Consider the following 17,251-nt stretch of genomic DNA (forward strand, 5'->3'; position numbering starts at 1 on the left):
TCGACCGGCGAGAAGTTGCAACAGATATTATAACAAGCCTAGCGGACCGCCAGCAGCCGGTCCAGCAAACGATCCGCCGCCTCCGGAATGACCGTGCCCGGTGGGAAGATTTCCGCAGCGCCGGCTTGCAGCACCGCGTCATAGTCCTGCGGTGGAATGACGCCGCCGGCGACGATCAGCATGTCGCCGCGGCCGAGCTTTTTCAGCGCGTCGCGCAGTTCGGGGATCAGCGTCAGATGTCCCGCCGCCAGCGACGAGGCGCCGACGATGTGGGCGTCCTGTTGAACCGCTAGTCTCGCGATCTCCTCCGGTGTCTGGAACATCGCGCCGACGGTGACGTCGAAGCCGAGATCGGCGAAGGCCGTGGCGATGACCTTCTGGCCGCGGTCGTGGCCGTCCTGTCCCATCTTGGCGACCAGGATGCGCGGCTTGCCGCCGGTCTTCTTCTCGAAGGCGTCAAGCTTGTCCTGCAGACCGTCGACCACGGGATGATCGCCAAGCGCCTTCCGATAGACCCCGGAAATGGTCTGTACCGTGGCGACGTGGCGCCCAAACGCCCTTTCCAACGCGAATGAAATCTCGCCGACCGTGGCATTGGCGCGCGCCGCTCGGATGGCGAATTCCAGCAGGTTTTCATTGCCTTGCGCGGCACGGGTCAGCTCATCGAGCGCGCTTTCGACGGCGGCGACGTCGCGCGTGCCCTTCAGCCGTTGCAGCTTCGACAATTGCCGGGCCCTGACCTCGGCATTGTCGATCTTCAGCACGTCGACCTCGATGTCGGTCTCGGGCCGATGGGCGTTGACGCCGACCAGCATCTGCTCGCCGGAATCGATCCGCGCCTGCGTGCGCGCGGCGGCTTCCTCGATGCGCAGCTTGGGAATGCCCTGTTCGGTCGCCGCCGCCATGCCGCCGAGCGCCTCGACCTCCTCGATATGGGCAAGAGCGCGCGCCGCCAGATCATGCGTCAGCCGTTCGAGATAGGCCGAACCGCCCCACGGGTCGATGATGCGCGTGGTGCCGGATTCCTTTTGGAGGATGAGCTGGGTGTTGCGGGCGATCCGCGCCGAGTGGTCGGTCGGCAGCGCCATCGCCTCGTCGAAGGAATTGGTGTGCAGCGACTGGGTGTGGCCCTGCGTTGCCGCCATCGCCTCGATCATGGTGCGGACAATGTTGTTGTAGGGATCCTGCGCTGTCAGCGACCAGCCAGAAGTCTGGCAATGGGTGCGCAGCGACAGCGAGCGCTCGTCCTTGGGCGAAAAATTCTTCTGCATCAGGGTCGCCCACAACAGGCGCGCGGCCCGCAGCTTGGCGACTTCCATGAAGAAATTCATGCCGATGGCCCAGAAGAAGGACAGGCGAGGCGCAAAGCGGTCGATGTCGAGGCCCGCCGCGACGCCGGCGCGGGCATATTCGATGCCATCGGCGATCGTGTAGGCGAGCTCAAGGTCGGCCGTCGCGCCGGCCTCCTGCATGTGATAGCCGGAGATCGATATCGAATTGAACTTCGGCATGTTCTTCGATGTGTATGAGAAGATGTCCGACACGATCCGCATCGAAGGCTTTGGCGGATAGATGTAGGTGTTGCGGACCATGAACTCCTTCAAAATGTCGTTCTGAATGGTCCCGGCGAGATCCCTCTGTGCAACGCCCTGTTCTTCCGCGGCGACGATGTAAAGCGCCATGATCGGCAGCACCGCGCCGTTCATCGTCATCGATACCGTCATCTCGTCGAGCGGAATGCCGTCGAAGAGCTGCCGCATGTCGAGGATGGAATCGATGGCGACGCCCGCCATGCCGACATCGCCGGCAACACGCGGATGGTCGCTGTCATAGCCGCGATGCGTGGCGAGATCGAAGGCGACCGACAGCCCCTTCTGGCCGGCGGCAAGGTTGCGCCGGTAAAAGGCGTTGGAATCTTCGGCCGTCGAGAAACCGGCATATTGCCGGATCGTCCAGGGCTGCTGGACATACATGGTCGGGTAGGGGCCGCGCACGAAGGGTGGCAGGCCGGGATAGGTGTCGAGATGCGGCAACCCCTTGAGGTCGCTTTGATTGTACAGATGCTTGGCAATGAGCCCTTCCGGCGTGGTCCGCTGGCCTTTGACCTCGACAGGCGTGCGGCGTGGCGGGACCCAGCCGATCTGGCCGAAGTCCGGGATCAAGAGCCGGCTCCGATCGATTGGTCGACGCGGACTGGAAACAGCGGCTCGCAAACGGCAACGCCTTCGGTGAAGGCCGGTCGCCGTTCCGCCGCCAGCGTCTCGACGGGGCGTTCGTTCTTCGATGGATAGAGCGTGGTGCCGATGATGGCCCGTTCACCTGTGCGGTAGGCTGCATTGCGCTGCTCCGCCGCTGCGTGAACGCGCTTCTGGATGTGTCCGTCCTGAAGGCTGGACAGGACACCGCCCTCGGCTTCGATCGTCTGCAACTCCGCCCAGGCCAGTTCGCACAATTCCGCGGTCAGCGCTTCCACAGCGCCGGAACCATAGGCGGGATCGGTGACATGATCGATATGGCTTTCATTGGCCATGATCAGCTGCGTGTTGCGGGCAACACGACGGGCAAAACCCGCCGGCAGACCGTGCGCGATCGTGTGCGGCAGGATGGAGATCGAATCGGCGCCGCCGCACGCCGCGGCAAAGCATGCAATGGTGGTGCGCAGGATGTTGGTCTCCGGGTCCATCGCCGTCATCATGCGAAACGACGTCTCGGCATGGATACTGGCCGTGGATGTCGGGATCGAACAAGCCTCCTGCACCCGCGCCCAGAGCCTGCGCAGCGCCCGCATCTTGGCTATCGAGAGCAACTGGTCCTGGTCGACGCTGAGTGCAAAACCGATATGAGGTGCGGCATAGACAAGCGGCTGCCGCGCCGTCTCGAACATTCTGAGGTAGGAGACAGCCGAAGCCAGCATGATGCCAAGTTCCTGCGCTTCCGTGGCGCCGGCATTGTGGAACACGCGCCCGTCAGCTTCCAGCAGCACGCCCGGAACGCCCATCGCGAAGAAATGCGCCAGCGACTGCGGCATGGAGGCCCGCAGCGCCTCGATCGACATGCGCAGCCGACCGGTTCCCGCGAAGATCGCTGCTGGATCGATGCCGAAGGAGAGGTTGAGTTTTGCCGGGTCCGACCGCCGCTTGCTCAGGAAAGCGACCAGCCAGTCGGCCACGGCGCGGCTCCAGGGATGGGCGTCGATACGAACCTGGATGCGGTTGAGCGGAATGCCGTCCAGCACCGCCTCCAACGCCTCCGCCGTTCTCGGCAAGCCGTATCCGAACGCGTTCGGCGCCCCCTCGAAGACCAGCGACAATCCCGTGGCACCCTGTGCCACATCCTCCAGCGCTTGGCTTTTGGCGCGGTTGGTGTCGGGATCGTCGACTCGCTGGCTGACGATCCATGGCGATTTCGGGTTTGCGCGTACGATCGGTTCCGCCGCGGTGCTGCGGTCGTAGAGCGGTTCGATACGGATGTTGTCGTCGCTGTGCGAGACCAGCCTTTCCTCGAAGGAAGCGCCTGCCAAAGCCTTTTCCGCCAATGCGAGCCATCGCTGGCGCTCGATGTTTTCGGGTTCCACGTCCTGGATCAAGGCTCCGGCGCCCATCCGTCCTCCTCGTTTCATACGGCCGCACCAGCCGGGAGCAGTCCAGTCTACGGTCCCTGGTCCGATATCGCAATGCAATGCGCTTCCAGTGACCGGATTCGATCCATCAGATATAGGTCAATCCGCGTGGACGACGATTGCCAAACAGCGGCAAAATCCGCAAGCTCCAAAAACCCGATTTGAACGAATGGGGCGATTTGGGCGAATGGCCCGGATTTGGACGAATGGCATTGTCGCTGTGCAATGGCCTCACTATACCTGCGGCAAGGCCACTGGCTTTAGACACATCAGTTTGCGGAGACCGGACATATGGCTGACGACACCAGTATTTTCATCGGCGCCAGCCGCAAGCCCGACGACAGCTATCAGCGTGCCGAGCAGCTGTTGCTACGATATGGGAATCGTCATGGCCTGGTGACGGGCGCCACCGGTACCGGCAAGACAGTCACCTTGCAGATCCTGGCCGAAGGATTTTCCAACGCCGGCGTGCCTGTGTTCTGCGCCGACATCAAGGGGGATCTGTCGGGCATCGCGATGATGGGCACGGCACAGGATTTCCTCGTCAAGCGGGCCGAACAGGTCAAGCTCGATCCTTATAACTTCCAGGAATTCCCCGTCATCTTCTGGGACTTGTTCGGCGAACAGGGTCATCCGATCCGCGCCACGGTCTCGGAAATGGGGCCGTTGTTGCTGTCGCGCCTGATGAACCTGACCGAGGCGCAGGAAGGCATCATGAACATCGCCTTCCGCCTGGCTGACGAGGAAGGTCTGCTGCTGCTCGACATGAAGGACCTGCAGGCGCTCTTGGCCAACATCGCCGAGCGTGCCGACGAGATCGGCTCGCGCTACGGCAACGTGACGAAGCCATCGGTCGGGGCGATCCAGCGCACGCTGCTGGTCCTGGAGCAACAGGGAGCCGCAAATTTCTTCGGCGAACCGGCACTGCGTATCGCCGATATCATGCGCACCACCCGCGACGGACGCGGCGCCATCAGCGTGCTTGCCGCCGACAAGCTGATGATGAATCCGCGGCTCTACGCGACCTTCCTGCTATGGCTGATGTCGGAACTGTTCGAGGTGCTGCCGGAAGTCGGCGACCCCGACAAGCCGAAGCTGGTGTTCTTTTTCGACGAGGCGCATCTTCTGTTCGACGAAGCACCCAAGGTGCTGATCGATCGCGTCGAACAAGTGGTCCGACTGATCCGCTCGAAGGGCGTCGGCGTCTATTTCGTCACTCAGAACCCGTTGGATATCCCTGAAAAAGTCCTGGCCCAGCTCGGCAATCGCGTCCAGCACGCGCTGCGCGCCTATACGCCGCGTGAGCAGCAGGCGGTGAGGACGGCGGCCGAAACGTTCCGGCCGAATCCCGATTTCGACTGCATGACCGCCATTACCCAGCTTGCCACGGGCGAAGCGCTGGTCTCGACGCTGGAGGCCAAGGGTGTCCCGTCCATGGTGCAGCGGACCCTGATCCGCCCGCCGTCGTCGCGCCTTGGACCGATAACGGCAGCCGAGCGACAAAAGCTGATCCAGGAGAGCCCCGTCGTCGGCCAGTACGATCAGGCCGTCGATCGCGAATCGGCTTTCGAAATGCTGCAAAAAAAAGCCAAGGACGCGCAGGATGCCGAAGAGCAGGCCCAGCAGGCCGGCAGCGGCGGCTCGCGCTGGACCATTCCGGGCTTCGGCAATGACGATCCCGCGCCGCAATCCGGTGGCAGGCGCACATCTGCACCGCGCCCGTCCAACCGCCAGACGGTGGCCGAGGCGGCGATCAAGTCGGTGGTGCGCTCGGTTGGCTCGTCGGTCGGCCGGGCAATCGTGCGCGGGATATTGGGGAGTCTGTCGAGGGGCAGGTAAGGAGCGGCAGCTATGCGCCACCCGTCGCGCGAGTAGAACCCCCGTTGCTCAGCGCGGTTCCTGGCGAGCCTCGCCACTGTCCGTAGACTTTATTTATCCCGGATCAGCTCAGAGAAATGGTGCAGATAAATCTGCCAGTCACCATTGATTCTTGAAACAACGAACGAAGTCCTGACCCTATTTTTTACGACAGAGCCGTCACGATAGTAATTAACGATATCGCCAAACCCTTGCGCCGCGAACAGACCTCGACTCAACGATCTCGTATTCTGGTCGACAAGCGTTAAATTCACTTTTTCTAGTATGAGTTGATAGCTTCCAAAATACTCCTCTATTTCAGATCGTCCGACGTACAACCTAGGCAGTAGACCGAAAAAAAGAGCGTCCTGCGTATAAATCTGGGAGAGCAATTTCTTATCCCATGGCGCGGAGGCCTCGTTCCAGCGCTGCTGGATTTGATCGAGAGCAGCCTTGTGCATCTGGTAAATACTCTCGTGCAACCCGCCACGCGTACCGCGCCGCCTTGTTGAGGCGGTCCGCGCGCGCAACTGATTTTGAAGGACCATTTTGGTTTTTAGCGGTGCGGCCGGCGATCTTCAGCCGGCCGCATATTTCAGCGGAACCTAGTCATAGTATTCCGCCGGAGCTTTCTTGAACTTCTTCCAGGTTTCCATGTCGTGGCCTGGCACGACAATCGCGTTTTCTTTCTCGGCGATGCGCCGCAGCCTTCTGACGGAAGCAGCGGCTTCCTGCGCGGACGTCAGCGCGCCGGGCAGGCATTTCTCTTCCCAGTGATCCATCGTGTAAGCGGCGTCGATTGCGAGAAGGATCGAACCGGTGTTGGGCAGCCGTACCATGATGGACTGGTGGCCGGGGGTGTGTCCCGGAGACAGGAATGTCTGCACGCTGCCATCGCCGAAGACATCATACTGGTCCTCGCCCTCCATCACGTCCCAGTTGATGCCATCCTTGGTCAGATCCTTCTTGATATAGCCGCCTTGCATGAACCAGTCGGCGGCGAACGCCCATGCAATCTCCCGCCGCTGCACAAGATGGCGGGCTTTTGGGAAATTGCCGCAGGCGCCGGAGTGATCGAGATGCAAATGCGAATGCAGCACGAACTTGATATCGTCGGGCTTCATTCCGATCTTGCCGAGTTGGTTCACGCAGCCCTCTTCGGGATCCATGATAGGATAGTATTTCTTTGTGGTGTCGCCCCACCAGCCAACCGGATCACGCGCTGCTTCAACCGCTGTGCCGCCGTCGATAACGATGTTTCCCTTGGGATGGACGATTAGGTACCAGGGGATTGGGGTGAAGAACTCGTCCTGGCTGTAGCCAAGCTTGATATCGACCTCCTTCTGTCGAATCTGCCCAGTCTGGAACATGTAGAGCCTGATATCCGTGCTCATCTGCTTTCCTCTTCTGTTGAACGGGTGACGTGCGGCGGCGACGCCGTGTGTCGCGACTTGCCGCTCAGGGTGACGGCCAGAAGGTCGTCATATGTCCAGCTCTTTTTCGGTGCCTCCGCGACGCAGTTGCCGTCATGAATGACCATGATCCGATCGGCGAGCGCGAGCATTTCGTTCAGGGACGACGAAATGAGCAGGACTGCGGCGCCATCGCGGGCAAGTTGCAGTATGATATCGTAGATTTCCTTGATCGCACCGACATCGACGCCGTTGGTCGGCTCCACGATGATATAGACGGTGGCTTTCGCACTCATCCATTTGCCGATGACCAGCTTCTGTTGATTGCCACCGGAGAAGAAGCGCACCTGCGTGGAGGAAGCGCGTGGGCGCACCGCAAGCTGGTCCAGCACGGCTTCTGCATATCTTTTCATGGTGCCGGGCCGGATCATCAAAAAATGTTGCAGCGAATGCAGGACCGGCAGGCAGATGTTTTCGGCAGCCGAGAGTGCGGGAAAAAGGGCTTGTTTGCGCCGGTCCTCGGGGATCAGCGCGATGCCTGAACGACGTGCAGCGATCGGGGTGGCCAGATTGACCGCTTTGCCCCGCACCTTTGCCGTGCCGGAATGCCGGCTGATGCCGCCAAGCGCCCGTGCGACATCTTCCATCCCGCCGCCAACGGGACCGGTGAAGCCCAGCACCTCTCCGGCTTGCATCTTGAAGCTGAGGGGCGCCAACTGCGCCGTGCCGAGGCCAGCAACCTCAACCAGGACTTCTGGACGGACGCTGTTGCCATCATTGTAGGTCGCAAGCTCAGAGCGGCTGCGGTCCACCATGAGTTCAGTAACGCGGTCTTCGGTGACCTCGCCACGATTAAGGGTTCCGGAAACAAGTCCCCCTCGAAGGATCGTGGCGCGGTCGCAGATCTGCTGGACCTCTCGAAGGCGATGGGAGATGTAAACGATGGCTATCCCCTGCGCTTTGAAGCCATCGACGATCCGAAAAAGAACTTCCGATTCCGCTGCCGAAAGGCGAGCTGTCGGCTCATCAAGAACGATCAGTTTGTAGCGCCGATGGAACAAGGTCGCCAAGGTGACGAGTTGCATCTCGGCTGCGGACAGTGCGCCGGCAAGCCGCCGCACGTCGAGCTCGATGCCCATTTGCGACAGAATCTCCGCAGCTTCGTCATGGATCGCCCGGTCGCTTATACCGATCCTCCCGGGCTCATTGCCGAGAAGGATATTTTGCCCAACCGTGAAGCTGGATACCAGTTCTGCGTCCTGATAGACCGCTCCGAGGCCCAGCCGATGGGCTTCCGGCGGGCTGGAAACCCTGACCGGTGACCCTTCAAGGAAAATCTCACCGGCGCTCGGGGCATAGACACCCGTCAAGATTTTGATGAGGGTCGACTTGCCCGCACCGTTTTCACCAAGCAGGCCGTGCACCTCGCCGCGCAGAAAGCTAAGGCTCACGCCCTTCAACGCTTTGGTGCCGGCGAACTCCTTCTCGAGATTCTTCAGTTCAACCAGTGGTGTCGCGTTCATCGCCGTCACCTCAGATAAACTTGAGATGGACTTCTTCACGGTTGAGAAGCGCATTTGCTCCAACCGCGACGATGAGCACCAGTCCCTGGAAGATGTGGCGGGCGGCAAAGGGGAAGCCGACCATATTCATCCCGGAATCCACCATATACAGGAAAAAGACGCCAACGAGAGTGCCAAACAGATGTGGCTTGCCCTTTCCAAGCACGGTTGCGCCAAGGAACACCGCGGCGAAGGCCTCGAGGAGGTAGCCCTCGCCACCGACCGGTTGCGCCGAGGATGAGATAGCGGTCACGATCACGCCCGCAATCCCCGACATCAATGCCGAAAGCACGAATGCGAGGATGACCCATCGATAAACGTTGATCCCGGAGTAGAACGCCGCCATCGGATTGTCGCCGACCGCCGCGATGTAGTGGCCGATCCGTGTCCGCGCTGCGGCGATGAGGGCTACGATGAACACCGCTACCAGGATGATTACGGGCACGCCGACGATTCCGAGCTTACCCTGGCCGAGATAAAGGAATGCGGTTTCGTCGTAGCTAACAGGGACCTGATAACCGCCCGTGATAAAAACGTTGATCCCATCGAGCACGAACATCACACCAAGCGTGACGACAATGCCCGATAGCCGTCCATAGGTCACCAGAAGCCCGTTCACCACACCGATCAGGCATGCGGCAAGCAGAGCAAACACGATTGCAAGCCAAGGGCCGGTGATAGGGATCAGAAAGGCGACGAGGATTGATGACGTCGTCACTGTGAGACCGATCGAAAGGTCAAAGCTCCCCGCGGTCACGACCCAGGTCAATCCCATAGAGACCAACGCACTGACGATCATCGAAAAGAGGATGTTGTTCAAGTTGGAAGCGGTGGCGAAGTAGGGCGAGGCTATGGAAAATCCAACGGCGGCCACGACCAGGACGATGATTGTTCCCCATTGCCTGAGAAACCGCATGACGGCGGGTTCGCGTCTTCCCGCTGGCACTGCGTTGACGGCAGTACCCTTGGCTGTGTTCGCCTTGGCAAGGCTTTCCTGCTCCACATGCGTCACTTTTTAGATTCCAGTCGTTCGTTGATCAGATGCAAGGGTACGGTTCAGTGCCCACGCGATTGCCGTCACCAAATGGATTGGGTCCCGGCACCCTTCGGCACGAGTCGCATTCTGCTGAAAGCGGGGCATACGGCGGCAACGCTCTGCTCGCCGTATGCCAGTTCGCGTCTAGCCGCCGTACTGTTTCAGCAGGGCGATTGCCTGCTCGTCCCAGCTTTTGAGTTCGGCGAGGGCCTCGCTCGCCTGATCCGGCGTCTTGGTGATCACGGGGATGCGGTAGACGATATTTGGCACGTCCTCGCCTCGCGCGAGCTTAACCGCGAGTTCGCCGGTCTTGCGGCCGATTTCAGGGAAGGGCGAGTCGCAGCTGAAGACCACCGGCACCTGCTTGGCCGCCCAGGCTTCAAGGAACTGGGTCGACAGGTAGTGATTGAACAGCGGAACGTCGTCCCTGTTCATCTGTTTCAGCGCCTGCGCCGCGCCGAGCGTGAATGGCCACCACCACGAGATGAAGGCCGCAAGCGAACCAGGCTCCGGATGGGCCTGCAAAAGCGACAGCATGTTCTTACGGCCGACCGAAATCTCATCGGTCGTGCCCTGGCCGCCGTCGATGAAGGGCAGCACCTTCATGCGCGGCTCGTAGCGGCACATGAGTTCGAACATGTCCACTTCCATGTCGAACGGCGTGAAATAACCACGCTGTTCCGCGGTCTGGGCGAAGGTGCCCTGGCGGCCGGTATAGTTCTGAACGAAGTAGCCGAGCGTGGTCGCAGTTCCCCAGACATCGTCCATGACGGCCGGTGAATTCTTGACCGGAATGGTGAAGCCGACCGTCTTGATGCCTCTCTTGTGCGCCTCGTCCGCAATATAGGCGGTTTCGGATTCTTGCGAGTAGATCCCCATCACAAGCGCGTCGATCCCGCGGTCGAGCAGCGCCCGCTCGGCGGACTGTTCGCTTGGCTTTGTCGGCTCGCCGCGAATCGTGACGACCTCGCCTCCGGCATCGAGCACCGCCTTGACGATCTGCCAGCAGCCACGGCGCCACGGCTGATTGAACGGCCCGTAGGTCAGCGGGACGCCAATGCGCACCTTCTTGCCGGCAGCGGGCGGCGTTATTTCCTCGGCGCTGGCAAGTATCGATGTGCTTGCAAGCGCTGCGCCGCCGATCAGACCGCCCACACTCTTCAGAAGAGTCCGGCGATTGAAATCGGTGTATTCGGTGGCCTCTTGTGCAAGCCGGCGTAACCGTTGCGGATCATCAAAAATATTCATGCGCTTCCTCCCGTTTCTCTATCCGTTCTTGCGAAGACCCGACCGGTCACCTCAGCGACTGAGCGTTCTCACGCTTCGGACCGTTGCCGACACGACATCCCAGCGTTCGCGCACCAGCAAGGCGTTGGTACCGCATGCCGCAGTTGCCAATGAACCATATTGCCAGGTTGCCTGACAAGTTAAATCTGCTACTCTGACAAAAGAAAATTCGCGGCAGCGTGGGTACAACAGAGCCACAACGGCTTAGATGTGCCGTCCGAAAGCGACGATGGTTGGAGCACCGTATGGTTTATGATGAAAAGGTTAGACGAGGACCTTCACTTGCCGATTCCGTAGCCTCGAGGATCAGGAGTGACATCACTTCGGGCGCACACGCCAAGGGCGACAAGCTGCCAACGGAGCACGAGCTATCGGAAAAATATGGTGTGAGCCGGCCGATCGTCAGGGAAGCAATCGGCATCCTCAAACGCGATGGACTCGTTGCAACCCGGCAGGGTCTAGGGGCGTTCGTAATCGAGACGAAGGAGATGGCGTTTCGATTGGCCGGTGTTGATCTGACCGATGCATTGGATGTTGAAAACATCATCGAGCTTCTGATGGCGGTGGAATCGGCTGCAACAGCTTTGGCTGCCGAACGGCGCTCAGCAAAGCAGCTTGCGGCGATTGAAATGCAATTGCATGCCATCCAGCGGGCGTTCGACAACGATGAAGCCGGCGTTGAGGAGGATATGGCCTTTCACAGAGAGATCGTCGATGCCTGCGGCAATCCGCATTTCAAGGAAATGTCCAATTTCCTGGAGTCGCATGTACGGAATTTTATCCGAAAGGCTCGCGCCAGTTCGCTGCGAAATGCCCTACTCTCCCAAGTTCAGGAAGAGCATATCGCCATATTCAACGCGATCGCGGAGGGGAATCCACAAGAGGCTCGCAAAGCTGCGGAAAAGCACCTTCGAGGAGCTGCAAATCGACTGTCCTTGCATCTGGGACTGAAGTGAGCCCGTTCCCCTAAAGTGCGCTCCCCAGGGAGATCAGGGTGTGAACGTCCTGCACGGCGCGACGGCAATCTCTGCATGGTCCATGAAGGTTGCTACATTGGCGCCCGCTGAGGAACAGCTAAAGCTCCTCAGGGGGCAAACCTCGTCACGCCCCCGCAGATCAGAAGATCGAATTGGTGATCGCCTTGACCGGTCCAAGCAGCACCGATCCGTCCGGCACGCCGGCGTCGATCGGAATCGCCTGCCGGTTGGCCGTCGCCACCATGGGTTGGCTGGCGTCGCTGGTCACGACGACCGGAGTCTTCGAGGGCACGCGATCATAGAGGTCGATAATGTCCTGGTTCATCAGACGCACGCAGCCTGACGAGACCGACTTGCCGATCGACCGCCACTCAGGCGAGCCGTGCAGACGATAGAGCGTGTCGACATTGCCCTGGAACAGATAGAGCGCGCGTGCGCCGAGCGGGTTCTTCAGGCCGCCGGGCATGCCGCCATTGTCGGCGCTATAGGGCTTCAATTCCGGCTGACGGGCGATCATTTCGTCCGGCGGCGTCCACTTCGGCCATTTCTGCTTCCACTGAACGACGGCGTCGCCAGACCATTCGAAGCCGGCACGGCCAAGGCCGACACCGTAGCGTATCGCCTGACCGCCTGGACGAACCAGATAAAGGAAGTGGCCGGTGGTATCGACGACTATGGTTCCCGGCTTCTGTCCCGTCGGGTCGGGAACGATCTGACGCAGGAACTGCGGATCGATCTTGTCGACGGGGATGGCCGGCAAGTCGAAGCCGCCGTCGCTGACAGCGGCGTACATCGTCACATAATCGGCCAGAGGCGGCTCGACATAGGTTGGTGGCGGCGGCTCGACCGGACCCGGCCCGGTGGTAGCGCATGCGGAAACCGCGATCGAAGCGGCGCCCAGGGCTGCGGCGTTGAGAAAGCCGCGACGGCTCAGGCGAAAAGATTCGATTTCGGTAATGGACATGGTTGCCTTCTTTAAGTCTCAAATCGCAACAAAACGTGAATTCGCCGACAGTTGCGCGGGTGCCTGACAACACCTGGGGCGATAGGCGGTTCCGATTCTGGCCCGAACGTGGGCAAACAAAGGCGAAGCTGTGACCAGGCTGCTACTGTGGCGCCAGAGACACAGGTTTCCTAGCTGCCGGGCACAAGGGCTTCGAGCGACGGCAGGATAAGGGCCGGTGGGAAATCCCGGTATTCTTCGGGCTGGTCGGAGCGGTTGATCCACACCGTGCGAAAACCGAATTTGGTGGCGCCAGCAATGTCCCAGCGATTGGACGACTGAAAGGAAACCGCGCCGGGGTAGAGGCGCCAGCCGGTGGCGACCATATCGTAGACCGCCGGGTCGGTCTTGAAGCGCCGCACCCTATCGACGGAATAGATGTCATCCAGAACCTGGTCGAGCGCGGCGGATTTGACCGCCGCCTGCAGCATTTCGGGCGAGCCGTTGGACAGGATCGCCAGCCTCGCTCCCGAAGCCTTGAGCGCCTTGAGCACGGCCGGCACTTCCGGATAGCAATCCAGCCGCCAGTAGGCATCCAGCAATATCGCCTTGAGACCGGGGTCGGCCGAGGGAACTTTGCGCAAGGCGAAATCGAGCGCCTGTTCGGTCAGTTGCCAGAAATCGGCATAGGCGCCCATCAGCGTGCGCACCCAGGAATATTCGAGCTGCTTGGCGCGCCAGATCTCGGACAACAATTGGCCGTCCGGCCCGATCCGGTCGGCATGACGACGCACGGCGGCATGCACGTCGAACAGCGTGCCATAGGCGTCGAAGACATAGGCGGCGTATTGCATGACAACAGTTTTGAGGGCAGGTGCGACAAGGTGCAAGCTTTGATTGCATTGCGCCCCGGCACTGGCCTCAACAAAACTCCATGATGCCGGTTGACGGCGCCCGCCAAAGCATCTTCCAATGGCCGTCACACGAGACCGATTGAGGCGGGACCACACGATGACACTGGCGGCTGCGGCGCAATCCGCGACATGGACTTTCGTCGATGGTGATTGGCACGAGGGCAACGTCGCCATTCTGGGGCCGCGCAGCCACGCCATGTGGCTCGGCACCAGCGTGTTCGACGGTGGCCGCTGGTTCGAAGGCGTGGCGCCGGATCTCGACCTCCATGCCGCCAGGGTGAATTCTTCGGCGATCGCACTCGGCCTGAAGCCGAACATGAGCGCCGACAAGATCGTCGGGCTGACATGGGACGGGTTGAAGAAGTTCGACGGCAAGACGGCGGTCTATATCAGGCCGATGTACTGGGCCGAGCATGGCGGCTATATGGGCGTCCCGGCCGATCCGGCGTCTACCCGCTTTTGCCTTTGCCTCTATGAATCGCCGATGATTCCGGCGACTGGCTTTTCGGTGACCGTGTCGCCGTTCCGGCGTCCGACCATCGAAACCATGCCGACCAACGCCAAGGCCGGCTGCCTTTACCCCAACAACGGCCGGGCCATTCTCGAAGCCAAGATGCGCGGCTTCGACAACGCAATGGTGCTCGACATGCTGGGCAACGTTGCCGAGACCGGGACCTCGAACATCTTCCTGGTCAAGGACGGTCATGTCTTTACACCGGCGCCGAACGGCACCTTCCTGTCCGGCATCACCCGCTCGCGCACGATAACGCTGCTTGGCGAGTATGGGTTCAAGACCACGGAAAAGACGCTGTCGGTGCGCGATTTCCTCGAAGCGGACGAAATTTTTTCGACCGGGAACCATTCCAAGGTCGTGCCGGTCACGCGTATCGAGGATCGCAATCTGCAACCCGGGCCGGTGGCCAAAAAGGCGCGCGAACTCTATTGGGATTGGGCGCATTCGACTTCCGCTGCTTGAGCGGATAAAAAGGCGACCGACGCTTCATCCGGAGTTGTCCCAATCCATTCCAGACCTATCTTACTCCGGTGTCGACACCGGATTTTTCCACGAGGGAGTACTATCCATGGCCTTTGAATTGCCCGCTCTGCCTTACGACTATGAGGCCTTGCAGCCTTACATGTCGAAAGAGACGCTGGAATATCACCACGACAAGCACCACAAGGCGTATGTCGATAACGGAAACAAGCTCGCCGCCGAGGCAGGCTTGGGTGATCTGTCGGTCGAAGAGGTGGTCAAGCAGTCGTTCGGCAAGAATGCCGGCCTCTTCAACAATGCCGCCCAGCACTACAACCATATCCATTTCTGGAAGTGGATGAAGAAAGGCGGCGGCGGCAACAAGCTGCCGGGCGCCCTGCAGAAGGCAGTTGATAGCGATCTCGGTGGCTATGACAAGTTCAAGGCCGACTTCATTGCCGCCGGCACGACCCAGTTCGGTTCCGGCTGGGCCTGGGTTTCCGTCAAGGATGGCAAGCTGGCGATCTCGAAGACGCCGAACGGCGAGAACCCGCTCGTCCATGGCGCGTCGCCGATCCTCGGGGTCGATGTCTGGGAGCATTCCTATTACATCGACTATCGCAACGCCCGGCCGAAATATCTCGAGGCGTTCGTCGACAGCCTGATCAACTGGGACCATGTCCTTGAATTGTACGAAAAGGCGAAGTGATCGATTTCCAGGAAGCCCCGGTATCACCCGGGGCTTTTCTTTTTCAGTGTCCCATAAAAAGCAAAGATCTGGCAAAAGTCGTCCGGGGAGGGAATTTTCCTCCTACGGCATCCGTTAACGTCCTGTCCCGAAATGCCTTCATCATGGAGCCAATTGAATGAGAAAGCTTGTTATCGCCATCTCTATGCTCGCACTCGCGGCCTCGGCGGCTTTTGCCGACCCGGTCCTCGACCGGCAGGCACTGATGAAGGAACGTGGAAAGATCGTCGGCGGCCTGTCGAAAGTTGTCAAGGGCGAGGAGCCCTTTGATGCCGCGGCTGTGCTGACGCAACTTCAGGCGTTGCAGGCGAATGCGGAAAAATTCGATGCCGATGCGCTGTTCCCGGCCGGCAGCGACACCGGCGATACCACGGCCTCGCCGAAGATCTGGCAAGACATGGCTGGCTTCAACGCAGCCGAGGACAAATATCTCGCAGACGTGAAGGCCGCGGTCGCTGCGGCTCCCGCCGATGCCGACGCGCTGAAGGCGCAAGTCGGCGCTATCGGCTCGGATTGCGGCACCTGCCATCAAGGCTACAGAATCAAGAAGGGCTGATCACCAGCCATGGCATGGCTGAAGAAACTTGTCGGCGCCGTCGTCATTCTGGGCGGCGTCGGCGCGGTTGCCGGGTGGGTCCTGTCGGCGCCGGTGACGCTCGACAGGGAAACCCTGGCCAAGCTCGGTCCTGGCGACGCAGCCAGGGGCAAGCGCATCTTTTATGCCGGCGGTTGCACATCCTGCCATGCAAAGCCGGGCTCACAGGGCGACGCCCGGCTTCAACTCGTGGGTGGCCTTGAACTCAAGACGCCGTTCGGAACCTTCGTGCCGCCCAACATTTCGCAAGATCCCAGGGACGGTATCGGCGCATGGTCTGTCGAGGACCTCGCCAATGCCATGCTGAAGGGCGTGTCGCCTTCTGGTGAGCATTTCTATCCGGCGTTTCCCTATGCATCCTACGCGCGCATGAATCCGGCTGACATTGGCGATCTCTATGCCTTCTTGAAGACGTTGCCGGCCGTCGCCGGCAAGGCAGCGGGCAATTCGCTCGGTTTTCCCTTCAATATTCGCCGCGGCATCGGCCTGTGGAAATTGCTCTATCTCAGCGATCAGCCGGTTGTTGCCTTCCCCGAAGGCAAGCCTGATCCGGTGATGGCAGGCCGCTATCTGGTCGAAGGGCCAGGCCATTGCGGCGAATGCCACACGCCGCGCGATCTTGCGGGCGGCACGAAGAAGAACGAGTGGCTGGCGGGCGCCGTGGCCGCCGAAGGCAATGGCGTCGTGCCGAACATCACATCGGGCGAGGGCGGTCTCGCCGACTGGTCGGAGGCCGATATCGCCAACTATCTCGAAACCGGCTTCACGCCCGATTTCGATTCGGTCGGCGGCGCCATGGTCGATGTCCAACGGAACATGGCCGAACTGACGCCGCAGGACCGTGCGGCCATCGCCGCCTATCTGAAGGCGATACCGGCGCATCCAAACGGCTATCCGGCCCGCAAGAAGACGGCAAACTAGACCGAGTCTTCAGACAGGTGGCGGTCGCCGAGAAAATCGAAACCCGTCTCGAAGAAATGGTTGTAGTTGCAGGTCAGCTCTTCGCCAGGCGCGATGTCGTGCAGCGCAAAGCTCTCCTCCGGTGAGGAGACGTCGCAGTTCGGCTCGTCGGCATGGTTCATGTAGCGCGCGTCGTCGGCTTCGAAGACGATGTAGTTCGGATCGCGGCGGTCGGGATAGGAGTAGCGATCGAGATAGCTCTTCACCGGGCCGGCCGCACGTTCATAAGTCTCGACCTCGATGAGCCGATCGAACCTTGGGTCCAGCTTCCAGATCAGAGTGCCGCGAGGAATGTGGTTCTTGGCAAAGACGCCGATTCCCTGGATAGGCGATTTGTCGAGATAGACGTCGACGAGCAGCATAATGGA

Annotated in this window: 16 protein-coding genes; 6 read left to right on the forward strand and 10 right to left on the reverse strand. The window is 60.5% G+C overall.

The window, feature by feature from the left end; genetic code table 11:
- Window positions 1-38: 38 nt before the first annotated feature.
- Both scpA and NP503_RS06270 read right to left on the reverse strand, forming a co-directional pair.
- Window positions 39-2,162 carry a methylmalonyl-CoA mutase gene (scpA, locus tag NP503_RS06265; RefSeq protein WP_127269968.1) on the reverse strand — a complete coding sequence of 708 codons (2,124 nt, stop codon included), beginning with the start codon at window positions 2,160-2,162 and terminating at the stop codon, window positions 39-41.
- Window positions 2,159-3,601: a methylmalonyl-CoA mutase subunit beta gene (locus NP503_RS06270; RefSeq protein ID WP_127269966.1), complete on the reverse strand. Its 1,443-nt coding sequence runs from the start codon at window positions 3,599-3,601 to the stop codon at window positions 2,159-2,161. The genes scpA and NP503_RS06270 overlap by 4 nt, the downstream gene beginning before the upstream one ends.
- A 309-nt stretch (window positions 3,602-3,910) precedes the next feature.
- Here NP503_RS06270 and NP503_RS06275 point away from each other — a divergent pair, with 309 nt between their 5' ends.
- Window positions 3,911-5,458, forward strand: a complete 1,548-nt coding sequence (locus NP503_RS06275; protein WP_127268345.1) for a helicase HerA-like C-terminal domain-containing protein — start codon at window positions 3,911-3,913, stop codon at window positions 5,456-5,458.
- Window positions 5,459-5,547: 89 nt separating this feature from the next.
- Here the strand turns inward: NP503_RS06275 and NP503_RS06280 are convergent, their stop codons facing one another.
- The 5 genes from NP503_RS06280 to NP503_RS06300 form a co-directional block, all read right to left on the reverse strand.
- Window positions 5,548-6,024 carry a nuclear transport factor 2 family protein gene (locus tag NP503_RS06280; RefSeq protein WP_236382862.1) on the reverse strand — a complete coding sequence of 159 codons (477 nt, stop codon included), beginning with the start codon at window positions 6,022-6,024 and terminating at the stop codon, window positions 5,548-5,550.
- Window positions 6,025-6,081: 57 nt separating this feature from the next.
- A complete protein-coding gene (gene attM / locus NP503_RS06285; RefSeq protein WP_127268346.1) occupies window positions 6,082-6,870 on the reverse strand; it encodes an N-acyl homoserine lactonase AttM in 789 nt (262 codons plus the stop codon).
- Window positions 6,867-8,465, reverse strand: coding sequence for a sugar ABC transporter ATP-binding protein (locus NP503_RS06290; RefSeq protein ID WP_236382864.1), 1,599 nt, complete (start codon window positions 8,463-8,465; stop codon window positions 6,867-6,869). The genes attM and NP503_RS06290 overlap by 4 nt, the downstream gene beginning before the upstream one ends.
- Window positions 8,422-9,462 carry an ABC transporter permease gene (locus NP503_RS06295; protein ID WP_236382866.1) on the reverse strand — a complete coding sequence of 347 codons (1,041 nt, stop codon included), beginning with the start codon at window positions 9,460-9,462 and terminating at the stop codon, window positions 8,422-8,424. Before NP503_RS06295 ends, NP503_RS06290 begins: the two co-directional genes overlap by 44 nt.
- Window positions 9,463-9,630: 168 nt before the next feature.
- Window positions 9,631-10,734: a substrate-binding domain-containing protein gene (locus tag NP503_RS06300; protein WP_127269964.1), complete on the reverse strand. Its 1,104-nt coding sequence runs from the start codon at window positions 10,732-10,734 to the stop codon at window positions 9,631-9,633.
- 284 nt (window positions 10,735-11,018) lie between these two features.
- Between NP503_RS06300 and NP503_RS06305 the strand changes: the two genes are divergently transcribed.
- Window positions 11,019-11,729, forward strand: coding sequence for a FadR/GntR family transcriptional regulator (locus NP503_RS06305; RefSeq protein ID WP_127269962.1), 711 nt, complete (start codon window positions 11,019-11,021; stop codon window positions 11,727-11,729).
- Window positions 11,730-11,889: 160 nt separating this feature from the next.
- On the opposite strand, the gene NP503_RS06310 is transcribed toward NP503_RS06305, so the two are convergent.
- Both NP503_RS06310 and NP503_RS06315 read right to left on the reverse strand, forming a co-directional pair.
- Window positions 11,890-12,714 carry a L,D-transpeptidase gene (locus tag NP503_RS06310; RefSeq protein WP_127269960.1) on the reverse strand — a complete coding sequence of 275 codons (825 nt, stop codon included), beginning with the start codon at window positions 12,712-12,714 and terminating at the stop codon, window positions 11,890-11,892.
- Window positions 12,715-12,884: 170 nt separating this feature from the next.
- The gene (locus NP503_RS06315; RefSeq protein WP_127269958.1) at window positions 12,885-13,547 is read right to left on the reverse strand and encodes a haloacid dehalogenase type II; all 663 of its coding nucleotides are present in this window, start codon (window positions 13,545-13,547) and stop codon (window positions 12,885-12,887) included.
- A gap of 157 nt (window positions 13,548-13,704) precedes the next feature.
- Between NP503_RS06315 and NP503_RS06320 the strand changes: the two genes are divergently transcribed.
- The 4 genes from NP503_RS06320 (at window position 13,705) to NP503_RS06335 (ending at window position 16,844) form a co-directional block, all read left to right on the forward strand.
- Window positions 13,705-14,583 (forward strand): branched-chain amino acid aminotransferase, encoded by an 879-nt coding sequence (locus NP503_RS06320; protein WP_127269956.1) that lies wholly within the window; start codon window positions 13,705-13,707, stop codon window positions 14,581-14,583.
- A 106-nt stretch (window positions 14,584-14,689) separates the two neighbouring features.
- A complete protein-coding gene (locus NP503_RS06325) occupies window positions 14,690-15,289 on the forward strand; it encodes a superoxide dismutase (protein WP_013532667.1) in 600 nt (199 codons plus the stop codon).
- Window positions 15,290-15,446: 157 nt separating this feature from the next.
- Window positions 15,447-15,884 carry a cytochrome c gene (locus NP503_RS06330; protein ID WP_127269954.1) on the forward strand — a complete coding sequence of 146 codons (438 nt, stop codon included), beginning with the start codon at window positions 15,447-15,449 and terminating at the stop codon, window positions 15,882-15,884.
- A 9-nt stretch (window positions 15,885-15,893) separates the two neighbouring features.
- Window positions 15,894-16,844: a cytochrome c gene (locus NP503_RS06335; RefSeq protein WP_127269952.1), complete on the forward strand. Its 951-nt coding sequence runs from the start codon at window positions 15,894-15,896 to the stop codon at window positions 16,842-16,844.
- Here NP503_RS06335 and NP503_RS06340 read toward each other — a convergent pair.
- Window positions 16,841-17,245 (reverse strand): SET domain-containing protein, encoded by a 405-nt coding sequence (locus tag NP503_RS06340; protein WP_127269950.1) that lies wholly within the window; start codon window positions 17,243-17,245, stop codon window positions 16,841-16,843. The two genes, NP503_RS06335 and NP503_RS06340, sit on opposite strands and share 4 nt — an antisense overlap.
- Window positions 17,246-17,251: the final 6 nt, after the last annotated feature.

It is taken from the genome of Mesorhizobium sp. SEMIA396 (assembly GCF_024518615.1).
In the GTDB taxonomy this organism is placed as follows: Bacteria; Pseudomonadota; Alphaproteobacteria; order Rhizobiales; family Rhizobiaceae; genus Mesorhizobium.

Coding starts and splice junctions, on each gene's coding strand:
- NP503_RS06270 (WP_127269966.1), bottom strand. CDS start 3,601: ATGGGCGCCGGAGCCTTGATCCAGGACGTGGAACCCGAAAACATCGAG.
- NP503_RS06275 (WP_127268345.1), top strand. CDS start 3,911: ATGGCTGACGACACCAGTATTTTCATCGGCGCCAGCCGCAAGCCCGAC.
- NP503_RS06280 (WP_236382862.1), bottom strand. CDS start 6,024: ATGGTCCTTCAAAATCAGTTGCGCGCGCGGACCGCCTCAACAAGGCGG.
- attM (WP_127268346.1), bottom strand. CDS start 6,870: ATGAGCACGGATATCAGGCTCTACATGTTCCAGACTGGGCAGATTCGA.
- NP503_RS06290 (WP_236382864.1), bottom strand. CDS start 8,465: ATGCGCTTCTCAACCGTGAAGAAGTCCATCTCAAGTTTATCTGAGGTG.
- NP503_RS06300 (WP_127269964.1), bottom strand. CDS start 10,734: ATGAATATTTTTGATGATCCGCAACGGTTACGCCGGCTTGCACAAGAG.
- NP503_RS06305 (WP_127269962.1), top strand. CDS start 11,019: ATGGTTTATGATGAAAAGGTTAGACGAGGACCTTCACTTGCCGATTCC.
- NP503_RS06310 (WP_127269960.1), bottom strand. CDS start 12,714: ATGTCCATTACCGAAATCGAATCTTTTCGCCTGAGCCGTCGCGGCTTT.
- NP503_RS06315 (WP_127269958.1), bottom strand. CDS start 13,547: ATGCAATACGCCGCCTATGTCTTCGACGCCTATGGCACGCTGTTCGAC.
- NP503_RS06320 (WP_127269956.1), top strand. CDS start 13,705: ATGACACTGGCGGCTGCGGCGCAATCCGCGACATGGACTTTCGTCGAT.
- NP503_RS06325 (WP_013532667.1), top strand. CDS start 14,690: ATGGCCTTTGAATTGCCCGCTCTGCCTTACGACTATGAGGCCTTGCAG.
- NP503_RS06330 (WP_127269954.1), top strand. CDS start 15,447: ATGAGAAAGCTTGTTATCGCCATCTCTATGCTCGCACTCGCGGCCTCG.
- NP503_RS06335 (WP_127269952.1), top strand. CDS start 15,894: ATGGCATGGCTGAAGAAACTTGTCGGCGCCGTCGTCATTCTGGGCGGC.
- NP503_RS06340 (WP_127269950.1), bottom strand. CDS start 17,245: ATGCTGCTCGTCGACGTCTATCTCGACAAATCGCCTATCCAGGGAATC.